General features: G+C 36.6%; 16 protein-coding genes. 3 read left to right on the top strand and 13 right to left on the bottom strand.

Annotation, left to right across the window (positions count from 1 at the left end; translation table 11 throughout):
* Window positions 1-479: 479 nt before the first annotated feature.
* The 4 genes from NSS71_RS22920 to NSS71_RS22905 all read right to left on the bottom strand — a co-directional run bounded on the left by NSS71_RS22920 (window position 480) and on the right by NSS71_RS22905 (window position 3,585).
* Entirely contained in the window at window positions 480-791 is a 312-nt protein-coding gene (locus NSS71_RS22920; protein WP_061800693.1) for a DUF3243 domain-containing protein, read from the bottom strand.
* Window positions 792-974: 183 nt separating this feature from the next.
* Complete coding sequence (locus NSS71_RS22915; RefSeq protein ID WP_061800695.1) at window positions 975-2,192, bottom strand: CynX/NimT family MFS transporter; 1,218 nt, start codon at window positions 2,190-2,192, stop codon at window positions 975-977.
* Window positions 2,193-2,403: 211 nt separating this feature from the next.
* Window positions 2,404-2,973, bottom strand: coding sequence for a helix-turn-helix domain-containing protein (locus NSS71_RS22910; protein WP_061800697.1), 570 nt, complete (start codon window positions 2,971-2,973; stop codon window positions 2,404-2,406).
* Between the two features lie 66 nt (window positions 2,974-3,039).
* On the bottom strand, window positions 3,040-3,585 hold the full coding sequence (locus NSS71_RS22905) for a TetR/AcrR family transcriptional regulator (RefSeq protein WP_053215771.1): 546 nt from the start codon (window positions 3,583-3,585) through the stop codon (window positions 3,040-3,042).
* A gap of 161 nt (window positions 3,586-3,746) precedes the next feature.
* Here NSS71_RS22905 and NSS71_RS22900 point away from each other — a divergent pair, with 161 nt between their 5' ends.
* Complete coding sequence (locus NSS71_RS22900; RefSeq protein ID WP_235844539.1) at window positions 3,747-4,592, top strand: SDR family NAD(P)-dependent oxidoreductase; 846 nt, start codon at window positions 3,747-3,749, stop codon at window positions 4,590-4,592.
* A 181-nt stretch (window positions 4,593-4,773) separates the two neighbouring features.
* Here NSS71_RS22900 and NSS71_RS22895 read toward each other — a convergent pair whose 3' ends face one another.
* Complete coding sequence (locus NSS71_RS22895) at window positions 4,774-5,793, bottom strand: zinc-binding alcohol dehydrogenase family protein (RefSeq protein ID WP_061800699.1); 1,020 nt, start codon at window positions 5,791-5,793, stop codon at window positions 4,774-4,776.
* A 209-nt stretch (window positions 5,794-6,002) separates the two neighbouring features.
* Here NSS71_RS22895 and NSS71_RS22890 point away from each other — a divergent pair, with 209 nt between their 5' ends.
* A complete protein-coding gene (locus NSS71_RS22890; RefSeq protein WP_047943959.1) occupies window positions 6,003-6,362 on the top strand; it encodes a winged helix-turn-helix transcriptional regulator in 360 nt (119 codons plus the stop codon).
* 181 nt (window positions 6,363-6,543) lie between these two features.
* Here the strand turns inward: NSS71_RS22890 and NSS71_RS22885 are convergent, their stop codons facing one another.
* The 5 genes from NSS71_RS22885 to NSS71_RS22865 all read right to left on the bottom strand — a co-directional run bounded on the left by NSS71_RS22885 (window position 6,544) and on the right by NSS71_RS22865 (window position 11,060).
* The gene (locus tag NSS71_RS22885; protein WP_061800701.1) at window positions 6,544-7,275 is read right to left on the bottom strand and encodes an ABC transporter permease; all 732 of its coding nucleotides are present in this window, start codon (window positions 7,273-7,275) and stop codon (window positions 6,544-6,546) included.
* Window positions 7,276-7,278: 3 nt separating this feature from the next.
* On the bottom strand, window positions 7,279-7,989 hold the full coding sequence (locus NSS71_RS22880; RefSeq protein ID WP_061800703.1) for an ABC transporter permease: 711 nt from the start codon (window positions 7,987-7,989) through the stop codon (window positions 7,279-7,281).
* Window positions 7,986-8,897, bottom strand: coding sequence for an ABC transporter ATP-binding protein (locus NSS71_RS22875; protein WP_061800705.1), 912 nt, complete (start codon window positions 8,895-8,897; stop codon window positions 7,986-7,988). Before NSS71_RS22875 ends, NSS71_RS22880 begins: the two co-directional genes overlap by 4 nt.
* Before the next feature lie 97 nt (window positions 8,898-8,994).
* A complete protein-coding gene (locus tag NSS71_RS22870; protein ID WP_061800706.1) occupies window positions 8,995-10,395 on the bottom strand; it encodes a HAMP domain-containing sensor histidine kinase in 1,401 nt (466 codons plus the stop codon).
* Entirely contained in the window at window positions 10,392-11,060 is a 669-nt protein-coding gene (locus NSS71_RS22865) for a response regulator transcription factor (RefSeq protein WP_061800747.1), read from the bottom strand. Before NSS71_RS22865 ends, NSS71_RS22870 begins: the two co-directional genes overlap by 4 nt.
* A gap of 589 nt (window positions 11,061-11,649) precedes the next feature.
* Here NSS71_RS22865 and NSS71_RS22860 point away from each other — a divergent pair.
* The gene (locus NSS71_RS22860) at window positions 11,650-12,645 is read left to right on the top strand and encodes a serine hydrolase domain-containing protein (RefSeq protein WP_341152063.1); all 996 of its coding nucleotides are present in this window, start codon (window positions 11,650-11,652) and stop codon (window positions 12,643-12,645) included.
* Between the two features lie 657 nt (window positions 12,646-13,302).
* Here the strand turns inward: NSS71_RS22860 and NSS71_RS22855 are convergent.
* The 3 genes from NSS71_RS22855 to NSS71_RS22845 form a co-directional block, all read right to left on the bottom strand.
* Entirely contained in the window at window positions 13,303-14,877 is a 1,575-nt protein-coding gene (locus tag NSS71_RS22855; RefSeq protein ID WP_235844540.1) for a hypothetical protein, read from the bottom strand.
* A gap of 598 nt (window positions 14,878-15,475) precedes the next feature.
* On the bottom strand, window positions 15,476-15,835 hold the full coding sequence (locus NSS71_RS22850) for a hypothetical protein (RefSeq protein ID WP_061800708.1): 360 nt from the start codon (window positions 15,833-15,835) through the stop codon (window positions 15,476-15,478).
* Between the two features lie 20 nt (window positions 15,836-15,855).
* Complete coding sequence (locus NSS71_RS22845; RefSeq protein WP_061800711.1) at window positions 15,856-16,512, bottom strand: ABC transporter ATP-binding protein; 657 nt, start codon at window positions 16,510-16,512, stop codon at window positions 15,856-15,858.
* Window positions 16,513-16,572: the final 60 nt, after the last annotated feature.

Here is a 16,572-nt window from a genome sequence, read left to right as displayed (position 1 = left end):
TTATACGTGATTTTGCCATCTTTTGATGAAAATTCTCCATTTCACCAACTAAGAGACCATAAAATCAAGTAGACTACTAATAAATTTAAACTCTTTTAGGCATATTTAAAGGGCAACGCTAAAGCGATTGCCCTTTTTAAATTCTCATTAACTTTTACTCTATTCATTTGCTTTAAATGCTTGTAGATTTTCCAAATGATTAAATATTGGCAAAAACGATATGAAAGCTTAATGTGCTAGTAAGAGCTAGGTAGCAAACAAATAATAAACATTATCATACAAATGCATGATTTCTTCCTCCGTGTTATTACAATCTATTACTGTTTATCATTATAAATAATGATGTTTCTCTATTTCTTCTACGAAAGACTTAATCATTTGGTCTCACCTTCTTCTAATTTTTTGCAAAAAGAAAACTCGCCAAAGGCGAGTTTCACTTTCCATCATTTCTTTTATCCTTTAAAAATTGAAATCACGAATTAATTTGCCAATTTTACAAGCATATGTGCTAATTTATGGCGTTCCTCTTCATTTCCCACTTTCCACAGTTCCTGAAGAAGTGCCTCCTCACGATTTTGCGGTTCTGCGTTGTTAGCAAGATAGCCAGCGACTTTCTCTGCGCTTTTCGCTAATTGCTCTTCATCCATGCCAAGATTTTTGCCCACTTCTATTTTACTGCTTAGATAAGATTTAAACTCATTAAAATTCTCTAGCTTCTCTTGGATTGTTTTTCTATCCATTTCTTTCACTGTTTCTTCGGCCTTGTTGGGATCTGCATTATAATTATTCATCAATAATCTTCCCTCCAATTATTTGTTTGTCCCTTAACTATTCCCCAGAAAAGCCGCGCGAAACTTTATATCGACTTAGCAATAATCTCCATTTCTATCTCATTCCTCACAGGTCCTTTGTTATCCGTAAAAAAAACGAAGATTCTCCAGTGTTGCACCGGAAAAAACCTTCGTTATGATAAACTATTTACTTGTGCTTACATACCGATCTCTAGCTGCTCCTAATCCAAATACAAAGAGCAGCAATGACGCACCAGCTAAAATGAACAACGGAATAGTCCAGCTATTCGTTACATCATGTAAATATCCGAAAAGCGTAGGACCAATAGCCGCTAGTAAATAACCAACTGATTGAGCCATGCCAGATAGTTCTGCTGCCTGTCTGCCATTCTCCGTTCGCAAGCCAAAAAACATCATCGATAAACTGAAGGCACAACCTCCCCCAATACCTATCATGATAATCCAGCATACAATTAACTTTGCACTTCCATAAATTAGTCCAAGTGTCCCCGCTAAAAGCAAAGCGCTCATGATAATGACTAAAGAACGCTGACTTTTCATACGCCCTGCAATAATAGGTACAATAAAGGTAAAGGGAAGTAATGCTAATTGCATCACAGAAAGGAGCCAGCCAGATTGATCTGAACTTATTCCTTGTTGTTGTAAAATCTCAGGCAGCCATGCAATAAGAATGTAAAAGACCATCGATTGTAACCCCATAAATAAGGTCACCTGCCAAGCTAATGGAGAGCGCCACAAGTTCACCTGAGAATCTACTACTTTATTTCGAACAGCTGCTGTTTCCTTGTTGAGATGCTTTATTTGAGGCAGCCAGAATAAAATGGATACGAAGCTAAGTATCCCCCAAATTCCCAATCCACCCTGCCAGCCAATTCCAAGTCCAATGGCAATTGGAACACTTAGTCCCGAAGCAATAGCAGCTAATAAATTCATCGAAATAGAATATACGCCTGTCATTAATCCAATTCGAGTTGGAAACTCTTGTTTAATCAGACTAGGTAATAGCACATTAGAAATTGAAATCGCCAATCCTAGCACAGCAGTACCAATATATAAAGCAGCCACCCCAGATAATGAACGTAAAATAATGCCTAGTGTAAGAAAGATTATAGACATCAGAATCATCATTTCCACACCAAATTTACGAGCCAATTTAGGTACAATCTGAGAAAAAAGCGCAAAAGATAATAATGGCAATGTGGTAATCATCCCTGCTAATGTATTAGAAATATGAAGATCATCCCTAATAAATCCTACTATTGGACCCACTGATGTTAACGGAGCTCTTAAATTGGCAGCAATAAAGATTATTCCTATAATAACCATCCAAACGGCTGACTTATGAACAGCTCGATTTGATTGTATATGTTGATTAGTCATTGTTTCCTCCTGATTATAGTAGCCAAATGACTATGAAATGAGTCCTTCATCATTAATAAGAAGTAGTCAGTTAAGCAATTTGGTATACTATAATATATTTTCACTATGATAATGAATAATATAATATAACAAGCAGGTGTTTGTCCATTCTTTTTTCTAGAAGTTGAAGAAACAAAATATATCCCCGCTATTGGACGGAATAACCTAACCACTACCTCCCGTATCTCAATAAGATATAGAGTACAGCAACTTTATCGGTATGATTTATATAGGAATGGCTTCCATTTGCATCAAAACTAATCGAATCATATTCATTTAAGATATATGACTCATTATTTACATTAATGGTTATGGTTCCCGACATCACCGTAGCTATTTCCGTCGTATTGGGGTGATGCATTTCTGGATAATAAGAACTATGTGGTTGTAAATATGCTCGACACATTTCCATCTCATCCTTTTGATTTTGAAAAATCGGCTCTACAGCCCAATTGCCATCATCTCCGAAAATTCTTACCCCGCTACCAGCCCGCGATACATTCACACTGCTTCCTGAGGAAAATAACGCCATCAGAGGGATCGATAAACTTCGCGAAATCTTCCACAATACCCCAATTGTTGGATTAGTTTCTCCTCGCTCAATATTTCCCAGCGTCAGCTTACTTACACCTGATATCTCAGATAAATTTTCAAGACTCAACCGCCTCTCCTTTCGCAATTTTTTAAGCACTGTTCCAACTTGAATAACTACCTGTTTTGAATCATCTGTTTCTCTATTCATATTCGTCCTCCATTTTTCTATTATGGGAAATATTATTATTCCTATGGTAGGAGCTTAACTCCATTCCTAATTAAGTGGTTCAAACAAACCTTTGCATTGGTTGGTCAACTGATTATAAACCGCAGCTCCTTTGGCATAAGCCTCTTGGCTAAAATCGTTCTTTTCCATAAATGTCTTTAAAAACATGTAAGTAGCGCCTGCATAATAGTTTGCAATATATTCACTATTCTTACCGAACGCTTTATGTTGCTCCATTACAAGCTTATTAAAATTGGCTAACTGACGAATAAATTCGTTACTAATGCCCGCCCATTCAATTAATGCAAATGTCTGTTGATTTTGTTTCCAAAATTGTATTAGTAGTTGAATAAAGCCTGAAGCGTTAAAAGATTGCTGCTTTAAAACCGACTTAAAATCACTCATGACGTTGGATATCTGTCTTATAATGATGTCTTCTTTCACTAAATAATTCCTGTAAAATGTTTGCCTTGCAATTCCAGCTTGCTCGCATAAATCTCGGATGGAAATCTCATAAAAGTTTTTATTCTTAAGATTAAACATCATTAAACTTTGCAGCAATAATTTTTGTGTTCTTTCGACCCGTTTATCCATTTATGCACCAATTTCCTTTCCTGTGTCACATAAAAAAATTCTTTGCTTTTTCTTTGCTTAAATTTATTATACAATCCTTTCAATCTAAGTGACAATTGTAACTTAAGTGTCAATTGTTCATTTACCAACAAAAATTATTTATCATATCGGAGGTAATTATTTTGGGAACAGGAAAGGTAGTAGTCATTACTGGAGCCAATAATGGGATTGGTCTAGAATTAGCCAAAAAAATGCTAGCAGAAGGGAGTCAAGTTATTGCATTAATACGTTCTTCTTTTTCAAAGGACGACCTCTTTATTCAATCAAAAATTACTACAGGACAATTACGAATTTATAAAGCCGATTTATCTGATTTTAACAGTCTAAAAAATGCGCTGGAAGAAATAAAAGCAACGGAGAAGAAAATAGATTTCCTTTTCAATAACGCTGGCGGCAGTTTTCCTTCGTTATTATTTTCTAAGCAAAATCGCGAACTACATTATGAACTTCAGACAGTAGTGCCTTATATTATTTTTAAGGAGCTGTCCCCTTTATTTGAAATGGGAGAAGATAAGACAATTGTTAATACATCTTCAGCTGTCATCCTTCGCGTGAAACAGTTTGATCCAGATACATTGGAAAACCCATCTTCCTTTAAAAAGTTATTTGGTCCCTATGCGACAGCAAAGCTAGCTTTATCTTTATGGACAAAAGAAATAGCAAAAAGAGAGAGTGCCAATGGATTCCGGTTTCTAAGTGTAGACCCCGGGAGTAACAATACGTTACGGAAAGAAAAAAAATCAGGTATTCCCTTTTATATAAAACCATTGATGAAGTTTTTCTTTTCCCCACCGACAAAAGGGGCTGCTTTACTCTATGATGCCGCAATGGATAAGACTGGAGCAGTTTCTGGGGACTTTATTGTAAAGGGGAAAAGCACGAAGGTTACATTTGCTGAATATAGTTCCATTGTTTTAGAGGGAGTACATAGGATTTATGTGAGGGAATTTTTGAATAGTGAGGAGTAGAGAATAATTCAATAATAAAAAATCTATTTAGGGAGGGGATAACAGCTTTGCTGGTTTTCCTCTCCCTTTTATAAGGCAAATCCCCAAAATTTAGTTCTAAATAGACTAATAATCTTCAATCCTAAGTCATTGTTAACCAAACAGTCTACTTTTTAGATAAGATGACCATCTCATTAGGCATTTATTCATTCTCAACTACTATTTTACCAATCATACTTCCTGTTTCTACGATTTTATGTGCTTTACGTAGCATTTCGGCATTAATTGGTCTAAGAGTTTCTGTAAGGGTTGTTGTTACTTTCCCGTCATCTATTAGTTTACTTAGTTTGGATAAAAGTTCATGTTGTTTGATCATGTCTGGAGTTTCATACATGGATCTTGTAAACATAAATTCCCAAACAAACGTGACACTTTTATTTTTTAAAGCAGTAAGGTCGATAGGATTAGCCATTTCTACAATCGAGCAAATCCTTCCTTGAGGGAAAATAATATCGGCCATGTTTTGCCAATGCTGCTCTGTTTCGTTCAAACATAAAATGTACTCAACGCCTTTTATATCATGATCTTGTAGTTGAGTTCGAAAGTTTTCGTGATGGTTAATGATATAATCAGCACCTAATTTATTCACCCATTGCTTACTCTCTTCTCTAGATGCTGTGGCAATCACTTGTAAACCTGCCATTTTAGCTAATTGAATCGCTATGGAGCCCACTCCCCCAGCCCCGCCAATAATAAGAATGCTCTTAGATTGATTTTCTTCGTAGTTATTAATATCTATCATTAATCGATCAAATAAACTTTCCCATGCTGTTATCGATGTCAGTGGTAAAGCCGCTGATTGTGCAAAATTTAAAGACTTTGGCTTTAATCCGACAATTCTTTCATCAACCAAATGGTATTCGCTATACGTCCCTGGTCGAGTTAGGTCACCAGAATAAAACACTTCGTCTCCAGGTTTAAACATTGTACAATCCGGTCCAATTTCTTCCACCACTCCACTTGCATCCCAGCCTAAAATTCTTGGTTCTGTTTCTTCTTTATCTTTAGGAGCACGTACCTTTACATCAACCGGATTAATCGAAACAGCTTTTATTTTAACAAGTATATCTCTTTTGGTTGGTGTCGGTTTTTCCACTTGGACATCTATCAAACTTTCTTCCTTTTCAATCGGTAAATATTTATACAATCCAACTGCTTTCATTTAAAAGCCCTCCTTTTTTATTCATGTTTATTATAAAAAAGAAATATATTAAGAGTAAGTACGCACATTCTTGTAATCTGGTATCACACATGTTACCTATTAGGAGAGAAATGAAAGCAGCTGCAACTGACATTCTTGTAATCTGCTATTAACTATGTTACTAATTAAGAAAAGAAGAACAAGCAGAAATGAGAAAGGTATGAGTACCGATGAGAAATCGAAAGAAGGGGTATGGATGCCCTGAAGGATGTCCGGTTGAAGGAACGCTTGATGTGATCGGGGGTAAATGGAAAGGCGTTATTTTGTTTTATTTATTAGATGGAAAGAAAAGATTTAATGAATTCAGTAGATTAATGCCTGGTATTACCAAACGAATGTTATCTCTCCAATTAAGGGAACTGGAAGAAGACGGAATTGTTCATCGAGAAGTATATCCCGAAATCCCCCCTAAAGTGGAATACTCATTAACGGAATTTGGAAGAACGCTCGAACCAATTATTTCTCTAATGAATGAATGGGGAGAAAATTACAAAGAGTTTTTAAAAGAAAATAAGCGGGAATTAAAATAGGTTTTTAAGCTTATATATCGATCGGATATAGTCTCTCCACCTTTGTAGAGTCTTCCTTTATATTTTATAAAGAAAACCTTGGTACAGCAAGAATTGAATATACCAAGGTTTTCTTGTTGTGATGCGGAAAAATAAATTTACAACAATTAAGTAAGTTGATTGGGAATAAGGCTTATCCGTTCTATACAGTTTTCCTATGAAAATATAAATACCCTCCAAGAAAAAATAAAATAAAACTTCCTCCCACCACGGTTAGTAAGTGCTCCCAAGGAACAGAAAACACATCATCACTAGTATCACTGATATACATCATTGCAAAGGGCTGGGCCCATGGATAATAAGGTCCAAAACGCTCAGAATTAACCGCTAATATTGACGGTAATGTGAAGATCACATTGACAGCCAAAGGAGCAGCAAAACTCTTGAATAGAATAGACATCCACAATTGAAAAGCCACTAATGGAAACGTGGCAATCCATCCTCCGAAAATACTTTTCCAAACAATTTCAATTGGAAATGGATCTGTGAAACCTTTCATCATTCCCACTCCATAAACGGCACCAAGGTAGAATAATTGTATAACCAATACGAGGAGCATTAACAATATGTATTTCCCTGTAAATACTTGTCCTCTTGTTACAGGCAGTGCTAACAGCTGCTTCCAACCACCAGCTTGATGTTCATATTTGCATATCACACTCGCCAGCACCCCCGTGACCAAAGGTAAAAATAGTAAAGCATATGTCAAGTTCATTGATAATAATGGTAAATACCATTCATTTATTTCAATTTCTACATGGAAGGGTTTAGCAGTCATCCCTGTAAAAAGGCCAATGAGAGGACCGGTAAAAATAATTAATAGGATTTTTGATTTTCGCAATTTAAACCATTCTGATTGAAGAATAGAGAGCATTTATTATTTCACATCCCTTCTTGTAAAATCTATCATTCCAGCCATATATAATAAAATACCTACTCCAATTCCAAGCAGGACATTGATCATCGGCTCATTCCATTCGTTCGTTAATGAAGGCCACTTCCAAATCATCCAATCTGGTAAAACCAAAGCCGAATAAACAAAAATCACGCCTAAAACCCCTGTGGTAATCGGAATCCCTTGATTCTGACTAACAGTCGCAATCCAAAGCTGTAATGCCAATATAGGCAGTGCGGCAAAATACGGATAAAAACTATATTTTACTATCTCAGCAAATGGAGTTTGCTCACCCAAATCTAAAAAGACTCCCAAAGCTATGGTAAATACCATCAATAGCACGGATGATAGGAATAAAAAAAATGCAAGCACTGTAAATTTTGATAAATAAACATTCATTTTGGAAACAGGCAACGAAATCAGTTGCTTCCATGAATTCGTTTCATTTTCAATACTAGCCATAAAGGATGTTAAAATGACGATGCCTAATGCAAGTGCAAGTGGTGTAAAAGAACTTACATTCAATAAATAATATCCCCAATCATCCTCACTTTGTTTTAATAAATAATCCTTTCTCACTCCATAGTTAACCATCTGTAATGCGACAACACCAAAGGGGCCTAAAAAGGTTAGAAACCAAAATCCTTTTCGTTTAATTTTTAAAAAGTCTGCCCTTAAAAGTTTTCCAATCATACTGCTTTCTCCTCCATAGTCATTTGAAGGAATATTTCTTCCAATGATCTCTTTTCCTCTTCAACACGATAAATCGAAAAACCCTCTTGAACAAGAGACTGTACAGCTTTTGCTACCCCCTCATTTGAATGCTCGGTTAATAAAATGATCCCATCTTGCCAATCAGCATTTATCCCTTTTCCTAATAAGGAGCGCCAAGCTAGCTTACTATCACTAACCTTTAATAAAATCCTTTGCTGCGCATACATACGTAATGCTTCAATGGAATCCTGAAAAATCATTTTTCCTTTTGTAACGATCCCTACCGTTGTCGCCATTTGATCAATCTCTGACAATAAATGACTAGAAATTAATATAGTCATTCCTGTCTCAGCAGGCAATCGTTTAATTAAATTCCGGATCTCAATAATTCCGGATGGGTCTAGTCCGTTTGTAGGTTCATCCAAGATTAATAATTCGGGATTGTTTAATAGAGAAGCCGCAATTCCTAACCGTTGCTTCATTCCTAATGAAAAGCCTTTTACTTTTTTATTTGCCACGTCTTGTAATCGAACAATCTCTAATACTTCGTTAATTCTCGTTTTCGGCACCCCTAAAATCTTTCTCAATGCTTCTAAATTCTCATAAGCAGTTAGATGAGGATAATAGGATGGATTCTCTACTAGTGAACCTACTCTTTTTAATATGTCTCTTCTTTCCAGCCTTAAATCCTTTTGAAAAATATGAATCATACCCGATGTTGATTTCATCAACCCCAAAAGCATACGAATCGTCGTTGTCTTCCCTGCACCATTCGGCCCTAAAAATCCGTATATTTCTCCTTTTTTAATCTTCATGTTCAAGCCTGCAACAGCCTCTTCTTTACCAAAACGTTTAGATAAATTTTCCGTCTGCACTACATATTCCATTTCTCTCACCTCATCTTCTATCCTAGGAAAAGAAGGTTAAAACTGGGTATGCTGACAGGTTAAATTTTGTTTAAAAAAAGATAGATTGGAAAAGGTGCTAAATGACCTTTTCCAATCTACCTTTACTTGAGTCTCTTTTTTTTATTATTTTTATTGTTGTTCCATGTTCACTTGACTTAATTTCCCAATATAACTCCATACCTTTCACCATCATATCAACAATAGACAATCCAATTCCTGCACCTGCTTCATTTGAAATACTCTTCATCCCTTTTCCTTTATCTGAAACAACTATAGCATCATATTGATCTGTGGATTCCGTTTTCACACAAATATATCTTCCACTTTTAGCGTGACGCAATACATTTTGCAATAAATTATCTAATATACGTCCTAACCAAATTGGATCAACCGTCCATTTACTATTTTTAAACGGGAGTAATTTAACTTCTATTTCAAATCCCTCTTTTTCAAAAACCGGATACCATAAAGCTAAACATTCACGCACATAACGAATAACATCTATATCCTTCCAATCAACTTTATATTTACTAGCCATTAGTAGAGTATATGACATCAAATTTTCAATTAATCTATCAATATTCACTACCGAGGCTTCCAACGCCTTTATTGCTTTTGTACCCTCTTCTGATAAATCTTCTTTAGCAATTGAATAGGTTTGAGCTCTTATTTTGGTTAAAGGTGTCCGTAAGTCATGAGAAAGATTAGCAATTAATTCCCGCCGTATTTGTTCTTCCTTCTGTTCACGTTGCTTACTTTCCTTGAGTTCAAATACCATTTGATTAAACGCTTTTTCAAGTTGTCCAATTTCATCCTGCTTTTTTACGTTAATCTGGATTGGCAAACCGTCAACATCCCGTATCTCCATCGCATCTTGTAATTGTAATAATCGTTTTCTGATGCCTCTAAAAAATAAAAAGGAAGCTATAATAAATAAGAAGATGATACAGATAACACCGACTAATAATATCGTGCCATAATTATCATTTACTTTTTCAAGCGGAGATTTTAACGCAGTTCTAGGAATCTCAAAAACTATAAAGCCTCGAGATTCTTCATTTCCAACAAAGGCAATAACCGTAAAGGGGTCCCCTTCATAACGACCTTTGATAAATTTTGCTGTAAAAAAAGATGACCATTCGGAAGGAAGTTGTTCTCTTACATTTACTTGCTTTCCTAACTTACCATTTTCATCCACCCAAAACATAGAGGCATCGTGAAATTGATTTTTCCACTTGGAAAAATGCTGTTCAATTGTTTCAGGCGTGACGTTTTTCAAATGGTTTGCTTCAGCATGCCACTTTGTCTCTATTTCATTGAAATCATTCCTATATTGGGATTGACTTCCACTTTCCATGTTTTCTGCAACACCAGACACAAATATTGTGACAACTAGGAAGGCGAATTGAACAAGAAAAATGGCAATTAAAATAATCATCATGTACTTCGCCAATAATGATTGGAAAAACCTTCTCATATTTTCACCCGATATCCGATGCCGCGAATCGTTTCAATGATTGTTGGATTTGAAGGATTCTTTTCAATTTTTTCTCGTAAATAACGAATATGAACCATTAAAGTCTTATCTCCTTCGATATATCGCTCGCCCCAAACGCCTTCATATAGCTGTTCCTTTGTTAATATTTGGTTCAAATGTCGAATAAAGAATTGAAATAAATGATATTGTTTTCCTGTTAATTGAATTTCGCTTCCTGTGTCATTGTTTACTAATCTCATGTCTTTTGTATAAATAGTTAGATGTCGCAATTCTAATATATCGTCATTTTTTTGATATCTTCTTATTAATACTTCGACACGAGCTGCAAGCTCATCAGGATGAAAAGGTTTTGTTAAATAATCATCTGCAAAATGAAGACCTTCTATTTTATCCTCAATTGAGGTACGTGCGGAAAGCATTAAAATAGGCAAATCACTATTTTCTTTTTTGATACGCTTTCCGATAGAGAAACCATCTAATCCTGGTAACATTACGTCCAAAATGAGGATATCTACGGTTAATAGATACTCTTCCACTCCTTCGCCTGACTGTAGCCATGTTACTTCATATCCTCTTTCCGTTAGATCCTTTGTCACCCAGCTGCCTATATCACTTTGATCTTCTATATACAATACATGAACCATTTCTTCCTCCTTTTTAAAATAGCTGCTTTCTTTAACATATAACATACCTATATCAACCTATCAAAAGAGATCTTTGTTCCAACCTCTCCCTTGGCCTTGTTTCATCCACTGCTCAATCTAAAAAAACATCCTTTTTTACAATATTATCCAAGGGGTGGGTAAAGCTGTGCAACTTTTATAAACATATCGACTTTATTTTAAATCTACAGAAGATTTACCTCTTTTAATTTTTGATAGTATTCAAACGGATAGCCGTATCTACTAAAAGAATTCATACATGTTTGCCCGCTTAATGTAATTGATTAGTAGAGAGAAATATGACTATAAATTAATGAAAAGTGCCTTCCTAAAAATTATATCATTATTCTAATTAGTGGAGTAATTTCCAATATTAATTATAAATATATACCCGAATAGAAAATAATACATTTCAAATAGAGTGGCGTTTTTATTACAATAATTGCATAACAAATCTACTTTTTTTCCACATTTCATTTCTTTTTAAAAATGCATTGAAATTAATTTTATAATAAATTATTCTTACATCATTATTGATCAATGAATTAACGAAAGGAATGGATGGATGTATTTGACGTCAATATGTCTATTCGAAAAGGTAGAAATGAATAATACTCCCATTTCTAAATTTGAAAATTTAATAAAAAAAGAATATGCAAATATAGCAGGCATTGTTATTAGAAAAAATGAAAGTTTGATTTATGAAAAATATTTTGATGGATACACCAAAGAGGATGTATTGCATATTGCATCTGTAACAAAAAGTGTTATATCAGTTCTTATTGGCATTGCAATAGATAAAGGATATATAAAAAATATAGAACAGAAAGTATTAGAATTTTTTCCAGATTACACAGTTAAGCGTGGTGAAAAAACAATACAAAATATAACAATAAAAAATTTGATGACAATGACTGCACCATATAAATACAAATCAGAGCCATATACAAAGATTTATACAAGTGACGACTGGGTAAAAGCTACACTGGATTTGCTAGGGGGAAAAGGCGATATTGGAGAATTTAAATATTCTACTGTTGGCACACATATTTTATCAGGTATACTTACTAATGCAACTGGTCAATGTGTAATTGATTTCGCGACAGAGAACTTGTTTAAACCTCTTGATATTAAAGCTCCTAATAGTGCATTTATACTAAATAAAGAAGAATATTTTGCCTTCCTTAAGGATAAACATGTAACTGGTTGGATTACAGATCCTAAAAGTGTAAACACTGCAGGTGGGGGGCTTACCTTAACACCTCGGGATATGGCAAAAATAGGTCAGTTATTTTTAAATAATGGTGTATGGAACGGTCATCAAATTCTCTCTTCCCAGTGGATAGAGGACAGCACAACGGAAAAAAGTCGATGGGGAAAGTTTTCATATGGATACTTGTGGTGGATTGTTGATGATTATTGCTATGCAGCTTTTGGCGATGGGGGCAATGTAATTTATATAAACCCTAAACAGGAAATGGTAATTACTATTGCTTCTCGTTTTATGCCACGTGCCAAGGATAGAATTGAAATGATTAGAACGTATATAATGCCATTGTTCGAATAGAGTCAAGAAATTGTGAAGTTTTCTGCTTGAACTCAGGTAACCGTGAGGGGAACAAGATAATAAAGTTCTTCAGTGCTCCGGAACAAGTGTTGAAAAACACTATTATTTCACCCCCATCCAAAACAGGACGGGGGTAAGTAGAAGTATTCGACATTGAACAACTTAATTATAACCTTGACATTTTCTTTTTGTGGGTGGTATCAGCTTCACTGATACTCCTCAAGATAACCGAGAACTTCTCTTTTGATAGGTGGTTCCATCTTCTTTTTTCTTAAAACCATTAGGAGTGATGCTATTAGTCTTAATCCCATCACACAAGTTGTTTGCTTCTAGCTTTTTTCAGTAATTAACCTCACATAAGTGCATAAAGTTAGCTGTATAGGGTTTTAGAGCTAACTCATAATAGCGTTTTTCTTTTACATTATAATAAACATAAAAGACTTCTTGTTCAGCAGTTTTACCATAACCTCCAAAGCCTTTGTTGTCCCGTCTAAATTAATTAGTATAGATATAAATTTAAAATTATTATGAAGTGTTTTTTAGATTAAGTTACCGAATTCACATGTTGGAAATCAATAAACTTTCTCTCTAGTTTTTCTACAACCCTTTCTTATCAATTAAAAAGCCGAGAAATCTCTGGCTATTCCATTAATCTAATCAAATCCTGCGTTTACTGACTCCATTAAAACACCAATGTACGGCAAACAGATGGGACATTGGTCCAATAAGCAATCCATATGCAGCAGTCATAAGTATAATTTCAATTTCATTAGGTCTTTGTAACATGACAACAAAGATTACAAGTATAGTTCCTACAAACAATTCTTTTATCACACGGTTCTGAAGGATTCTCATCCATGACTGACCTGCTAATCGTAATGGGAAGTCACGTTTTGCCTGTGATGCTGCTGCAATTAATGACCTGATTACAGTAGCAATACTGAAAGCAATCATCAGTGCAAACATGGAAAGATTCTGCAGCCATACAAGGTATGCTGCGAACTGAGCTTGTAGTATACCCTCTTCTGCGATGTAAACAATTTTTAGTTCCCCACTGATGCCGCGATTGCGCAGCGCCTTGGCATTAAGGCTGTGTTGTTCTAATAATTGCTGCGTAGCAGTTATACCAGTAAACACTATGTTGCCACTCGAGACCATGGATGTCAAAGTCGTGTCATTAAAGCTGTCATACAGCGAGGGAACGACAACAAGCAGGATATCATCTCCAAAATAGAGACTTTCTCCCCCTCCCCCTTGTGCTACTGGAAGTTGGTATCCTTCGACTGGTTCGAAGAATTGTAATTGTTCGAATAGATACTTGGAATGCTCTTCTCTCGACAATATATCAACCTCTTCCTGGATTGCGTGAACAAGATCATTTGAAATGCTGCCGAGTGCAATTTTCGTTACAGTCGGCTGTTTCACTCCTTTAGAGACTAAGTCAAGCCAACGCTGGTTTACAAAAGAGACACCGGAGTACTCGCCAAAATCAAGCGGTGCCCACATTTCCTTTTTATAAGTATAAGAAAGCGCTACTGCATCCATCAATTCTGAATCCTTTATCATCCTGCCTATCATCGGCTGCATCCGATCCATTTCGTCAATATCTGTTGTGAACACAATTGACGCTTGGTCTGAAAGCTTCTTCCACTGCGTCATTTCAGCTTCCTTAGCAGACGATTGTTTATAGGCAGACCAAGCAGGAGCAGTCGTAGCCACCACTAAAACAAACGTCAGCGCTTGGATTACAATCGCTGCTGATCGGAGACTTTTTACAGCTGGCTGTCTAGTAGCTAGCATGAAAACACTCGGCCATGCAGAGGCTGACATAATGAGTGCCACAAATATAGATATAGCAATAACAACTGCTTGTAAACTAATCAGTATTTTTAGGAAGGTACTAACATATATCCAGCCATGAAAAATCCCTACATAGCTTGCCGCAATTATAGCTACTGTTCCTGCCGAGCCTATTAGCGCCACACAAAACTCTGTAAGGTCCTGCATTTGAATCCGTACAATTGAAGACCCACCCAAAACACGAAGTGCACGCCCTCTTGCCCTCACTAACAACCAGAACAGTGCAAGCGATGAGATCAGTGCAAGTGATGCAAAAATTACGGTTGTAAAACCTCTTTCTTGCACCACGAATATAAAACTATCAAAGATAGAGACATCCCTCCGGGTAACTTTTACTCCTTCATCTTTCAAAGTGTCTACAAACTCATTCAAATGAGAAGTATCGCCAGTAACGAGGTAGACCCCATCGGGATAAGAATTGGCAAGACGATGTTTGCCGACGATTTCGACTTTATTATCACCGTTAAACCCAGTAATTTCATCGGGCAAATCTTCCTCATCATTAAGCGTAACAAAGATCTTGCCATCTCCATCGCTCGCAAGATCAGGGGCAATCTTGACCAGTCCAAGATCCAAGCGTGTATCGAGTTCTACTAACTTCGAAAATGCTTCAGTAATAGAGTACGCCGATTCATTGAAGGTAATGTTAAGCCTGCTTTCGCTGCCAATAGCTTGTGGGAAATCTCGATCATTCAGGTCGGTAATAATTGCAGCCAGCAGGACAAGTAAAATAAACAACGCACCCGATACAACCACTATGATACGCTTATAAATATTCATCTCCCTTATCCACTCCTCTTTCCTTATGAAACTATTTATCCCTTGAATTACTGCCTATCATTCCCCTCTACAAGCTATATTAAAAACTCTGTAGCATAGATGAAAGGGGTCATATTCGAGGGTTCTAGACGAAATACCCGTGTACAAGTATCAGAAACAACATTTTAGGCAAACAGTTGAAAAGACAGTGTCAGCGCTTCACCAAATGAATCGGGACCCCAAATCCTTCACTATGAGAGAGTAAATTATTTATAGCATCACGATCTGATTTCGAATCATAGCTCACCAAGATGAGTCCCCGTTTCAGATCATCTGAGCAAGGCTGACCAACCTCCACTTTAATCCCCTCTCCCAACTTTTCTATTTCCTTAGCTAAATTCGCATGATCGTTCAAAGCAGCATTGGCTTCTGCAACTGATGGCAGCCGGTCGCATGGCGGGTGGGTATCTTTTGGTGATCCCGTTATCCAACCGTTTAGAAGCGCAAAGACTCCCATTACTAGTAGTAAACCAACAATGAAACTGATAATAATCTTAGAAATCGGCTTCATGCATATCCTCCTTATATTCTTTAGTTAACGTGACGTTCTTTTGAACCGACCTGATGAATGGCGCTGCATGCATCAATCATCTCGGAATCATGTGTTGAGATAATAACTGTTCGCCCAATTGAGGCAAAGTCCGCAAGCAATTCAATGACCTTATGCCGGTTCGCTGCATCAAGCGAAGCAGTTGGTTCATCAACAAAAAGCACATCTGCATTCTTATAGATAGCGCGAGCCAAGGCAAGTCTTTGCTTTTCACCTCCACTCAAATGTCCAGCTAACTCACTCTCCCGGTCTTTAAGACCTGTCTGTTCAAGTGATTGTACCAAGCGTTCTTTGTCTCCCAGGACACGCCGTCCAAGGATACCTGCCTTCATCGTAACATTGAAGGCAACCGACTCTTCATCCATAATGCCGTAATCCTGAAGTATGAACGCTGCATGATCATGCCAGAAGCGACGTCGCGCTGCATTGCTGTACCTCGTGACATCATTCCCTCCAGACAGAATTTTCCCCTTATCAACCGGCAGCAACATTCCGAGGCAATGCAGGAGTGTGGTTTTTCCAGAACCACTCGCACCAACGAGGGCTGTCATTATACCGGGGTTACAACGAACAGACTCTCCATCTAGTACAAGCCGTCCACCGATTGTTACTGAAATGTCTTGAGCTTCAATCAGCATTTGCACCACCCACCAAACTCTACATTAGTTACAGATAATGCCACTATAGTGAACATCATC

The sequence above is a fragment of the Niallia sp. FSL W8-0951 genome (genome assembly GCF_038006525.1).
GTDB lineage: Bacteria > Bacillota > Bacilli > Bacillales > Cytobacillaceae > Niallia > Niallia circulans.
Note: the sequence above shows the minus strand (reverse complement) of the source record. Positions and strands in the feature narration are given on the sequence as shown.

Coding starts and splice junctions, on each gene's coding strand:
- NSS71_RS22920 (WP_061800693.1), bottom strand. CDS start 791: ATGAATAATTATAATGCAGATCCCAACAAGGCCGAAGAAACAGTGAAA.
- NSS71_RS22915 (WP_061800695.1), bottom strand. CDS start 2,192: ATGACTAATCAACATATACAATCAAATCGAGCTGTTCATAAGTCAGCC.
- NSS71_RS22910 (WP_061800697.1), bottom strand. CDS start 2,973: ATGAATAGAGAAACAGATGATTCAAAACAGGTAGTTATTCAAGTTGGA.
- NSS71_RS22905 (WP_053215771.1), bottom strand. CDS start 3,585: ATGGATAAACGGGTCGAAAGAACACAAAAATTATTGCTGCAAAGTTTA.
- NSS71_RS22895 (WP_061800699.1), bottom strand. CDS start 5,793: ATGAAAGCAGTTGGATTGTATAAATATTTACCGATTGAAAAGGAAGAA.
- NSS71_RS22890 (WP_047943959.1), top strand. CDS start 6,003: ATGAGAAATCGAAAGAAGGGGTATGGATGCCCTGAAGGATGTCCGGTT.
- NSS71_RS22885 (WP_061800701.1), bottom strand. CDS start 7,275: ATGCTCTCTATTCTTCAATCAGAATGGTTTAAATTGCGAAAATCAAAA.
- NSS71_RS22880 (WP_061800703.1), bottom strand. CDS start 7,989: ATGATTGGAAAACTTTTAAGGGCAGACTTTTTAAAAATTAAACGAAAA.
- NSS71_RS22875 (WP_061800705.1), bottom strand. CDS start 8,897: ATGGAATATGTAGTGCAGACGGAAAATTTATCTAAACGTTTTGGTAAA.
- NSS71_RS22870 (WP_061800706.1), bottom strand. CDS start 10,395: ATGAGAAGGTTTTTCCAATCATTATTGGCGAAGTACATGATGATTATT.
- NSS71_RS22865 (WP_061800747.1), bottom strand. CDS start 11,060: ATGGTTCATGTATTGTATATAGAAGATCAAAGTGATATAGGCAGCTGG.
- NSS71_RS22850 (WP_061800708.1), bottom strand. CDS start 15,835: ATGAAGCCGATTTCTAAGATTATTATCAGTTTCATTGTTGGTTTACTA.
- NSS71_RS22845 (WP_061800711.1), bottom strand. CDS start 16,512: ATGCTGATTGAAGCTCAAGACATTTCAGTAACAATCGGTGGACGGCTT.